At 64.3% G+C, this 10,694-nt stretch carries 11 protein-coding genes; 6 read left to right on the forward strand and 5 right to left on the reverse strand.

The window, feature by feature from the left end:
* Positions 1–18 precede the first annotated feature (18 nt).
* From M9H71_RS19640 to M9H71_RS19650, 3 genes are all read right to left on the reverse strand, one after another.
* Positions 19–1,545 (reverse strand): hypothetical protein, encoded by a 1,527-nt coding sequence (locus tag M9H71_RS19640; RefSeq protein ID WP_455406604.1) that lies wholly within the window; start codon positions 1,543–1,545, stop codon positions 19–21.
* Positions 1,546–1,619: 74 nt separating this feature from the next.
* Positions 1,620–1,928, reverse strand: coding sequence for a hypothetical protein (locus M9H71_RS19645; protein ID WP_455406605.1), 309 nt, complete (start codon positions 1,926–1,928; stop codon positions 1,620–1,622).
* A 20-nt stretch (positions 1,929–1,948) separates the two neighbouring features.
* Positions 1,949–3,076, reverse strand: coding sequence for a radical SAM protein (locus M9H71_RS19650; RefSeq protein WP_455406606.1), 1,128 nt, complete (start codon positions 3,074–3,076; stop codon positions 1,949–1,951).
* 425 nt (positions 3,077–3,501) lie between these two features.
* Between M9H71_RS19650 and M9H71_RS19655 the strand changes: the two genes are divergently transcribed.
* A complete protein-coding gene (locus tag M9H71_RS19655) occupies positions 3,502–3,906 on the forward strand; it encodes a gamma-glutamylcyclotransferase family protein (RefSeq protein ID WP_455406607.1) in 405 nt (134 codons plus the stop codon).
* A 21-nt stretch (positions 3,907–3,927) separates the two neighbouring features.
* On the opposite strand, the gene M9H71_RS19660 is transcribed toward M9H71_RS19655, so the two are convergent.
* Complete coding sequence (locus tag M9H71_RS19660; protein WP_455406608.1) at positions 3,928–4,170, reverse strand: hypothetical protein; 243 nt, start codon at positions 4,168–4,170, stop codon at positions 3,928–3,930.
* Positions 4,171–4,500: 330 nt separating this feature from the next.
* Entirely contained in the window at positions 4,501–4,689 is a 189-nt protein-coding gene (locus tag M9H71_RS19665) for a hypothetical protein (protein WP_455406609.1), read from the reverse strand.
* A 232-nt stretch (positions 4,690–4,921) separates the two neighbouring features.
* Here M9H71_RS19665 and dnaG point away from each other — a divergent pair, with 232 nt between their 5' ends.
* The 5 genes from dnaG to M9H71_RS19690 form a co-directional block, all read left to right on the forward strand.
* The gene (dnaG, locus tag M9H71_RS19670; RefSeq protein ID WP_455406610.1) at positions 4,922–6,931 is read left to right on the forward strand and encodes a DNA primase; all 2,010 of its coding nucleotides are present in this window, start codon (positions 4,922–4,924) and stop codon (positions 6,929–6,931) included.
* A 259-nt stretch (positions 6,932–7,190) separates the two neighbouring features.
* The gene (gene rpoD / locus M9H71_RS19675; protein ID WP_164608000.1) at positions 7,191–9,293 is read left to right on the forward strand and encodes an RNA polymerase sigma factor RpoD; all 2,103 of its coding nucleotides are present in this window, start codon (positions 7,191–7,193) and stop codon (positions 9,291–9,293) included.
* A gap of 73 nt (positions 9,294–9,366) precedes the next feature.
* Entirely contained in the window at positions 9,367–9,648 is a 282-nt protein-coding gene (locus tag M9H71_RS19680) for a hypothetical protein (protein WP_455406611.1), read from the forward strand.
* A 9-nt stretch (positions 9,649–9,657) separates the two neighbouring features.
* Positions 9,658–9,939, forward strand: a complete 282-nt coding sequence (locus tag M9H71_RS19685; RefSeq protein ID WP_455406612.1) for a type II toxin-antitoxin system RelE/ParE family toxin — start codon at positions 9,658–9,660, stop codon at positions 9,937–9,939.
* Positions 9,940–10,479: 540 nt separating this feature from the next.
* The coding region (locus M9H71_RS19690) for a hypothetical protein (RefSeq protein WP_455406613.1) at positions 10,480–10,694 on the forward strand (215 nt) is incomplete at its 3' end.

The raw sequence follows: 10,694 nt of genomic DNA on the forward strand, positions 1-10,694 counted from the left end.
TGTGCTGTCGGAAGATGCTCAGTGGTTCCGGCGGATCGCCAGCGTGCACCAATGCCGCCGAAAACCGAGCGAGGTCAGCTCTGGCGCGGCGCCGATCGCGATTTGCACTTCCGGAACCGCCGCGATCGGGCCCTCGATGGTGCCCGCCGGCGAAGGGTGTTCGCCCGGGGTATCGAGCAACCGGATCAGGTCGTGATCCGCGGCGTTGACGCGTCTCAGCAATTCAGCCGCATCGGGGATTCGCCGGTCAGCGCAGTAGCGCTTCAACACCGCAAACCCGCCAATATGGGGGTCATTGCGGCGGCCCCGCAGCAGCGCGAAACGGAGCCGTCGATAGGCTGTGACCAGCGGATAGCGTCCCGCGAGGCGACGCAGTGCCGCACCGGACAACAGCTCGGCGAGGCCTTCGTCGAGACTGCGGTCGATCCGCCGGGTCAGCAACCGCGTGCCGCGGTCGTCGACCATCGTTCGAACCGGCGGTCGCATCTGGGCGTAAGCGAGATGCGACATCTCGTGCAGGGCGATTTCCGGCAGGCTGGCGATGGAATTGCCGATGTCGAAGCGGATCGAATTGCTGGCGTGAACCACGCCTGACCGGAACATTTCGCGCCAATCTTGGAGTCTCAGCCCTGGCTCGATCCTGTCAGTCAAGCCGCGCAGCCGCAGGTCGAGCCCGGTGAGGATCTGCTGCTTTTGCACGGCCGAAGCGGCGCCGAGCCAAGCGCGGCCGGCGTCATTGTCGCCCCGCACAGCGGCATCGACGAGCACCGCTGCATAGCCCTCGGCGACATAAGCATCCGGCGCGCCGCACGCGTCGACCACCAATTGAAATGGGGGCATCTCCGTCGCGGCCGGAAATATCTCGGAAAGCGCCTCGGCCAGGGTCGCGCCGCGGCCGTGATCGCCGGCGATCCACGGTTCGTGTACGACGAAGGCGAGCACCTCGGCGTACCATCGTTCGGCCTCCTCCAGAAGGCGGCTCAGCCGCTCGGCGCTGCGGCTGCAGGCCGGGCTGATGGCCTCGGCCTGTGCGGCATAGCGCTCCGGGGCGCCGCCGCATTTGCGCTCCTGATAGAGCAGATAGCCGAGCTTGAGCGGTGCCCACAATCCAGCCGGGTGGGAGGCGCCGGCAAAGGCCGCGTGGTTCGGGGGCCGCAGCGGGATCAGCGCTTCCTGCGCGATCGCCTTTCGCAGTGTCCGATCGCGGCTGAGCGCCCAGGCGATGCTATCGTGCAGCCAGGCGTTCTGATGACGGAACAGCCGATCGAAACGATCGCGCAGGCACTTGTCGGAAATCGCAGTGCGAATCGACCGCAACAGCATCTCGCCGTACCTCGCGGTCGTGGTGCGATCGACGACCCCTCCAATCACGTCGTGCAAGTCCGCCGTCGACGCCGTCTCCATCCGGCGAAGATCGGGATCTTGCTTGGTATCGTCGTCGTGCCGAAGGTCGACGGGGGCGGAGAATTCGTGCGTGACGCTGAACGCAAAAAACGGCGCCGCGGTGATCAGCGGGTGGTCGTTTGTCGTGCTCAAATCACCCATGCCGTCACCGGCGGTTTTGCCGCTAGTCCACCCCTCGTCGGATTGCGCTCATCGTGCGGGAGGCCGCGCTCGGCTCAGCGCGGATCGACCGGTTGGCTGTGGCAGATTCGATTGGCGCAAGGGTCGGCCACGTTACGACATCGATAGCCGCAGACGTGCAACGCCTCGCACGCGAGCCGGGTCGCGCAGATCACGACGTTTGGCTTACAGCGATCGTCGCAGTTCTCCTGGCTCGCGCATGGACCTGCTTCGATCAGGTTGCGCTTACCTTCCTCCCAGTGCAGGATTTCCATATCCGGATCGAGCTGGATGCCCTTGCTTTCGAGCGATCCTCGGGTGCTCTTCTCGATGTCGATCTGCATTTGCTGCAGCATTTCGATCATCTTCTTGTCCTGGTCGGCGCTCATGTCGTCCTCGCTTCGTTGGACAGACGTTGCATCTCTCTGAATCGGCGATTCAGGAGCTCCATCTTCAAGGTGTCGTGCAAACCGAAGGCGATGGAGGGACATTCCGGTTCGCCGGTCTCGACCGCGCTCGCAGGGCACGAGCCGAGGCACAACGGAAGCTTGTCGCAGGCTTTGCATTTCGGATAGTCGAACGGGTCGTAGGCGAGCCATCGGCTCAGCCGGATCTGGTCGAGTTCGCCGGAGATGTGCCCGACCTCGCTACCATCGACACCCGTATGGTTATAGCATTTGAACAGCCGCCCGTCGGGCGCAACGACATAAGCGCTTGCCGAGGTCGCGCCGCAGCCCATTCCGCCGCCGGGATAGTTGTCGACGACGAAGCCGTGGTGGAGTGCCGTCAATTGTAGCTTTGGCAATTCGCTTGCGAATTGCTCCTTGCTGAAGCAATTGCAGCCGTAGTCGCGGCACGATTCGGTGGCGTTGTCGACCAGGCCGAAATACACATTGACCTTGCCGCGCAGCCCGGCTGCGTCGAGATCGGTCAGGAGCTCGGGCACCGCATCCGCGTTGCCCTTGTCGATGTTGACGCGCAGCGAGACCGCTTCCATCCGGCTCACGACTCGTTGCAGATTTTCGAGAATGCGATCGTAGCTACCCTTCCCGTTGCGCTGCGGGCGGCGCTGATCGTGAATGCGTTGCGGCCCGTCGAGCGTGACTTGGACCGAGCGGACGCCACAGGCGCTCAACTGCTTCGCGGTGTCTTCGGTTAAAAGGTATCCGTTGGTGATGGCTGCCGCGGAGTAATTGAAGCCCCTGGCCGCGGCCAGGCCTTGAAATTTCTGCGCCAGCGATTCGATCACCGACAGCCCGACCAGAGGTTCGCCACCGAAATACACTACGGACAGTGCTGCGAGGCCGGGGGTCCGTGATTCGACATAGTCGACGATCTTGGACTGAACGTCCTGGCTCATCAGCGCGCTGTCTTTTTTCTGATAGCAATAGACGCAACGCAGATTGCAAGCGAGCGTGGTGCAGATCGTCAGGCCGAGCCGGCGGCCGTCGAACCGTTGAGTGCGCTCCGCGGTCTTCAGCAGCGCCAGTTCGTCGGTAGCGTCGTCGATCATGAAGCCGAGCGTGACGAGCTGACGCGCCAGGTCGTCACTGTCGGTCGCATCCGGGCGCGCAAAATGGCTTTCGGCCTTACGCTTCAGCTCGGCCGATAGCCGCAGAAGCGCGTTGCTCCGGGTGTTGTAGAGCAGATGAACGCCATCGCCGAGTTGCGTCCAGACGTTGAATTGAGACGGCTTCATCGCGGTCTCCAGTGCAGCAAAGGACTGGTCGCAGCCGGTGTGTCTTTGAAACGTGTCGTGCCAAATCTCGAACACGTAACAAGTATAAACTAATTCAACCGCTGCGGACGCTAACACGAGCGCTGCGCACCCTCAATCACGCGCTTGGTGTCCTGCCTAGATCGATGGTCTAGTTTTGCCGCGGTTGTGGTAATCGAGGGGAGGTCGCGGAGGCGGCTGGATTGCTGAGGTAAATTGAAATGTCCGATCGTCTATTCGTCTACGGCACGCTGATGCGCGGCTACGATCATCCGATGGCGCGGCTGTTGTCGTCGACTGCTGAGTTTCTCGGGACGGCCTCGACTCCCGGCCGGCTGTATCTGGTGCGGCACTATCCCGGTCTGGTGCCATCCGACGACCCGGCCGATCGCGTCCACGGCGAGGTATTCCGGCTGCATCGGACGGACGAGGTGCTGGCGCAGCTCGACGATTACGAAGGCTGTGGCCCTTCGGATCAGCGCGCCGAGTACCGGCGCGAGATCGCCCGCGTGACGCTGGACAGCGGCACCGAACTCGACGCGTTCGTGTACTATTTCAATTGGGACGTGGCGCGGCTGCCGCGGATCGTCTCGGGGCGATATCAGCCGGAGGCGTTTTCCGGCTGATATCGCCCCGACGCCGAAGTCCTAGCCGGTCAGGTGCAGTTCGATCCGCGCGTTGGCGGCTAGCGGCAGCAGCGTCAGCCAGTCTGGATCGCCGGGCTCGGTGAGGCAGAAGCTGGGGAAGTCATAGGCGCTGGCCGAGGCGGTGGCGATGTCGAGGACATGGCCGCAGTCGTCGCATTTCCAGGAATGGATTTCGTACACGCCGTCGACGGCTTCCACGCCGAGCGACGTCATTTGCGCATTGCAATGGGCACACGTAGCCATGATCTGGCTCCTTGTCGTTTGAACGCGGCATTCCAGAAAGGTCGGGAACGACGCGGGTGAGCCCTTAGAGCCTTGGCTGATCGTTCTCCCCCGACTCCCCTGCGCTTTGCAGGGTGCGGCAGTTCAGTCCCGCTTCTGCGGTGCAGCAATGAGCTGGATCAAACCTGCTCCGCTTGCGAATTGGCGCGGGTTTACAGGGGTATTCTTCATGCCGCAATGCGAAATATTGCGAGGTGATGACGTGCGTGTATCACGTCTTTGTTTCGCGTCAGAGTAGGTGTTGTGCTGATTGGGCACGAAATGGGCCATTCGATCAGGCGGGCTCTTCGCTCAGACCACTGCCGGCGCGTTTGTCTGGATGCGCACGCCGCTATCCGCGCTTGGATCTTGATACTCACTCCATATCGGAGCGCAGCGCCGGGTTGATCCTGCGCTGATCACCGCTGCCGACGCGCTGAAGAAATCCAGCACCTCTTCGTCGAGGCGGATCGAGTCGGCTTCTTCTTGGGCAGGCAGCAACAGCTCGGCCTTGAACCAGCCCGCATCGTCTTTCCCAGCGTAATCTGATCATCGAGCTGCGCCGCGACTCGCTCTTGCGATTCTTCGACATCCGCATCTCTTCGCAGCCGACCTGCTGTGGATAACCGGGAGAACTGGCCGACTCTTCGCCGAACCTCCCACCCACCCTATATCCATGGTCGGTTGGTGTAATCGCCGCGCGCCACATCTGAAACCCTGACCCCCGAGCCCCATGCGCTTCTCGCCGCAGTTCCTCGACGACCTCAAAGCCCGGCTGCCGGCGTCGGAGGTGGTCGGCCGTCGCGTCAAGCTGAAGAAGGCGGGGCGGGAGTGGAAGGGGCTGTCGCCGTTCCAGCAGGAGAAGACGCCGTCGTTCTTCGTCAATGACGAGAAGCAGGCGTGGTTCGACTTCTCCTCGGGCAAGAACGGCTCGATCTTCGATTTCGTGATGCTGACCGAGGGCGTCGACTTCCCCGAAGCCGTGGAGCGGCTGGCAGCGATGGCCGGCATGGCGCTGCCGGTGCAGTCGCCGGATTCGGCGCGGCAGGAACAGCGCCGCAAATCGCTGTACGATGTGATAGAGCTGGCGGCGAATTACTTCGCCGACAACCTCGCCTCGCGTGCCGGAGCGCGCGCCCGCGGCTATCTGGCCGATCGCGCGATCCTGCCGGGCACCCAGGTCAAGTTCCGGCTCGGCTACGCGTCGAACGAGCGTTATGCGCTGAAGGAACATCTCGGCAAGCACGGCGTGCCGGTCGCCGACATGATCGAGGCCGGCCTGTTGTCGGCGGGCCCTGATATCCCGGTGCCGTTCGACAAATTCCGCGACCGGGTGATGTTTCCGATTCTGGACCTGCGCGGCCGGGTGATCGCGTTCGGCGGCCGGGCGCTGGAGAAGGACGTCTCGGCGAAGTATCTGAACTCGCCCGAGACACCGCTGTTTCACAAGGGCGACAATCTCTACAACCACCCGACCGCTCGCAAGGCCGCGCATGACGGCGGTGAGGTGATCGTGGTCGAAGGCTATGTCGACGTCATCGCGCTGGTCACCGCCGGCTTTCCCGCGACCGTGGCGCCGCTCGGCACCGCGCTGACCGAGATGCAGCTCCAGCACCTCTGGAAGATGGCCGACGAGCCGATCCTGTGCTTCGACGGCGACCGCGCCGGACAGAAGGCGGCGTATCGCGCCGCCGATCTGGCGCTGCCGCATCTGAAGCCCGGCAAGAGCCTGCGCTTCGCGCTGCTGCCCGAAGGCCAGGACCCCGACGATCTCGCCCGCGCCGGCGGCCGGCTGGCGGTCGAGGAGGTGATCGGCGCGGCGCGTCCGCTCGCCGACATGCTGTGGGCGCGGGAGACCGAAGGCGGCCTGTTCGCCACGCCCGAGCGCCGGGCGGCGCTGGAGGCGCGGATCAACGAGCTGTCGAGCGGCATCCAGGACGAGGTGGTACGGCGCTATTACCGCCAGGATCTGGCTGAGCGGCTGCGGGCGGCGTTCGCCCCGCCGGGCGGCTATGGCGGTGGATTCGGCGGCGGCTTTCGCGGCCGGGCGGGGGGCGATTCGGGGCGGCAGTTCGCCCCGCGCGGCGGTTATCCACAAGGCGGGGGCCGGTTCTCGTCGCGGGGCGTGTCGGGCGGAGGGGCGCCGGGGCTCGGCCGCGGGCCCTACCAAATTGCCAGCCCGGACCTGATCGCCAGCCCGATCATGCGCGGCCAGCGCTCGGCGATGTCACGCCGCGAGGCGCTGATCCTGATCACGCTTCTCAACCACCCCTGGCTGCTCGACGATCATCTCGAGGAAATCGCCGCGCTGGAGTTCGCCCATCCCGAGGCGCACCGGCTGCGGGCGGCGATCATCGCCGCCTTCGCCCAGCATCACCACCGCACCGACGATCCGGCCGGCCAGGCGGAGAAGCTCCGCGCAGATTTGGTTAAGGCAGGATTATCCGAGCAATTGCAGCGGGTTGAGCGGGCGATTACGACCTCCGCGGTATGGGGAGCAGGTCCCAAGGCGGCGCGCGAGGACGTCCTTTCGACGTGGCAGCAACTCGTTGCCTTGCATCGACAATCTCACTCCTTACTTAGGGAATTGAAAGATGCCGAGCTGGCGTTGGGTGAAGACGGCAGCGAAGCGAACATGCAGTGGTTGAACGACGTCAAAGCGCGCCTGGCCCAGGTCGAGGGGACCGAGGCGCTGATCGAAGGATTCGGCGAATCATCCGGCCGGTTCCAGCGCAGCGTATGAGGCGGCCGCGCCGGGTCCGGGGCGGTCGGCGAGTCGAAAAGACTCGCAAATCCCCTGAATTGGCTGCAAAAACAGGGTTAGTAAGGGCTTAACGGCATTTCGGTTAAAAGGCCTTCGGGCGACCAATTTGGGTGACCAGCGAGCGGGATCGTGTGGGGTGGTGCAGGCTGGCGCCGCCCTTTGCGCGTCTCACCCGGCAAGGCAAGTTTTCATGGCGGTGCGGTGACGCCTCGTCCGTGAGCGCGTTCAGGAGCAGTGGATGGCCAGCAAGGCGAAGACGGTTCAGGTGCAAGACAAGGACAAGGACGACAAGGTAGACGCGCCGGAGAAGGACACCGTCGACGCTCCCTCGCCGCTCCTCGACCTGTCGGACGCGGCCGTCAAGAAGATGATCAAGCAGGCGAAGAAGCGCGGCTTCGTCACCTTCGATCAGCTCAATGAAGTGCTGCCCTCCGACACCACGTCGCCGGAGCAGATCGAAGACATCATGTCGATGCTGTCCGACATGGGCATCAATGTGTCCGAGGCGGAAGATACCGAGGCCGAAGAGGAAGAGGCCAAGGAGGAAGCCGACGAGGAGCTCGACAACGATCTGGTCGAGGTCACCGCCAAGGCCGTCACCGAGACCAAGAAGTCCGAGCCCGGCGAGCGCACCGACGATCCGGTGCGGATGTACTTGCGCGAGATGGGCACGGTCGAACTGCTGTCGCGCGAGGGCGAAATCGCCATCGCGAAAAGGATCGAAGCCGGCCGTGAGGCGATGATCGCCGGGCTGTGCGAAAGCCCGCTGACCTTTCAGGCGATCATCATCTGGCGCGACGAGCTCAACGAAGGAAAGATCTTCCTTCGCGACATCATCGATCTCGAGGCCACCTATGCGGGCCCCGAGGGCAAGAACAACATCGGGAGCGACAGCGAGGAAGCCTCGGGCGAAGGCGAGGGCGCTGCGCCCGCGCATGTCGCGCCGCCGGCCGCGCCGGCCGCCGCCACCCCGTTCCGTCCCGCGCAGCAGCGCGGCGCCGCGCCGGCTGAATCCGGCGAGGGCGGCGAAGGCGCGTCGGAAGGCGACGGCGACGACGACGAGTTCGAGAACCAGATGTCGCTCGCCGCGATCGAGGCCGAGCTGAAGCCGAAGGTGGTCGAGACCTTCGACAAGATCGCCGACAACTACAAGAAGCTGCGCAAGCTGCAGGAGCAGGACATCGCCAACCAGCTGCAGAACGAGCAGCTGTCGCCGTCGCAGGAGCGCAAGTACAAGAAGCTGAAAGACGAGATCATCGTCGAGGTGAAGTCGCTGCGCCTCAACCAGGCCCGCATCGACAGCCTCGTCGAGCAGCTCTACGACATCAACAAGAAGCTGGTGTCGTTCGAGAGCCGGCTGATGCGGCTCGCCGACAGCCACGGCGTCGCCCGCGACGACTTCCTGCGCAACTATCAGGGCTCGGAGCTCGATCCGCGCTGGCTCAACCGGGTGTCGAAGCTCTCGGCCAAGGGCTGGAAGAACTTCGTCCACCACGAGAAGGACCGCATCAAGGACCTGCGCCAGGAAGTGCAGTCGATGGCGGCGCTCACCGGTCTCGAGATTGGCGAATTCCGCAAGATCGTCCACTCGGTGCAGAAGGGCGAGCGCGAAGCCCGTCAGGCCAAGAAGGAAATGGTCGAGGCCAACCTTCGCCTCGTGATCTCGATCGCCAAGAAGTACACCAACCGCGGCCTGCAGTTCCTCGATCTCATTCAGGAAGGCAACATCGGTCTGATGAAGGCGGTCGACAAGTTCGAGTATCGCCGCGGCTACAAGTTCTCGACCTACGCCACCTGGTGGATTCGGCAGGCGATCACGCGATCGATCGCCGACCAGGCCCGCACCATCCGCATCCCGGTGCACATGATCGAGACGATCAACAAGATCGTGCGCACCTCGCGGCAGATGCTCAACGAGATCGGCCGCGAGCCGACCCCGGAAGAGCTCGCCGAGAAGCTCGGCATGCCGCTGGAGAAGGTCCGCAAGGTCCTGAAGATCGCCAAGGAGCCGCTGTCGCTCGAAACCCCGGTGGGTGACGAGGAAGACAGCCATCTCGGCGACTTCATCGAGGACAAGAACGCGGTGCTGCCGATCGACGCCGCGATCCAGTCGAACCTGCGCGAGACCACCACGCGCGTGCTGGCCTCGCTGACCCCGCGCGAAGAACGCGTGCTGCGTATGCGCTTCGGCATCGGCATGAACACCGACCACACGCTGGAAGAAGTCGGCCAGCAGTTCTCGGTGACCCGCGAGCGTATCCGCCAGATCGAAGCGAAAGCGCTGCGCAAGCTGAAGCATCCGTCGCGCAGCCGGAAGCTGCGGAGCTTCCTGGATAACTAACGAGAGTAGGGTGGGCAAAGGCGCAGTTGCGCCGTGCCCACCCTCCACGCCTGATGAAGCCGAGGCAACGCCGATGGCATCGAAGCGGCAGCTGATCGAGGTCGACGAGACCACCGCAACCCGTCTTCGCGAACGCGCCGACGCGCAGGGCATCTCGGTCGCCGAAGTGGTCGCGGGCCTGACGGCGCTTGCCGAGACCCCCGTCGAAATTTCCCCCGACGACCTCGCTGCGCTCGATCGGCAGGTGGCCGCCATCAAATCCGGCGAGGAAGCGACCTACCCGCAGGACGATGTCGAGCGCTGGCTCGCCACATGGGGCACGCCCGACTACAAGCCGTTTCCCAGAAGCCGATAGAAGTCCACCGTGAAGCTCGTCTGGTCGGACACTGCCATCGCCGATCTCGAACGCTTCGCCGAATTCCTTCACGACAAACATCCCACCATCGCAAATCGCGTTGCGTCGGACATCGTCAAGCGGGCGCGGCTGATTGCCGACTATCCGCAGGTCGGGCGTCTCGGCTCCGGCGGATATCGCGAGCTGAATCTGCCGGTGCTCAACGCCGTCTATGTGCTGCGCTACACGTTCGATGGCGAACGGATCTTGATGCTGCGTGTCTTCCACAGCCGCGAGCAGCGCGATCCATGATTGCGGGGCCTGGGCGATCGTAACCCGGACTTCGCTACGCCATCCGGACTAAGCGTGCCGCGAGACCTCCCTCCGCTGGAGGGGGAGGGTCGCTCGCGGAGCGAGGGGGGTGGGGTGGCGAAGTTATGGGACGCAGTGCCCGCTTCCCACCCCACCCCACCCCACCCCGTCCCGCACCTCGCTTCGCGAGCTGCGCGCCGACTCTCCCCCTCCAGGGGCGGATGAAGAAAGCGCCGGGCGGCCCACTCCCTCTCCCGCCTGCGGGAGAGGGCTGGGGGAGGGCGACACGGAGCACCGTGCCCGTGGCACCCCCACCCCCGACCCCTCCCCGCAAGGGGGAGGGAGAAGAGCCGCAGCGCGCTCCCTCTCCCGCTTGCGGGAGAGGGCTGGGGTGAGGGCGACACGAGCACTGAGCCAACCGGCTTGTCTTCCTCCCTCCCCGCGCAGGGAGAAAACGATGCGTTTCGGCGTGACGGTCAGGCGGCATTGACTCTCCACCATGTTCTGCTTTTGTTCTTTCACCCAACACGGTGAGCCCTCATGGACCTCGAACAGACCCGTTCCGAGATTGCGCAGCTACGCGATCAAATCCGCCGCAAGCAGGCCGACCTTGACCTGCCACTGAACTTTCATCCAGCTACAGTTAGAGTCTCGGCGGTTTTTACGCCGGTCGGCGTATGTCGAGCAACGGGCGATCGGCGAAGCTGGTCCGGGTTGCGGAGCCGATCGCCCGTTGCGGTGAAGGTGGCGGCATA

It is taken from the genome of Rhodopseudomonas parapalustris (assembly GCF_053772255.1).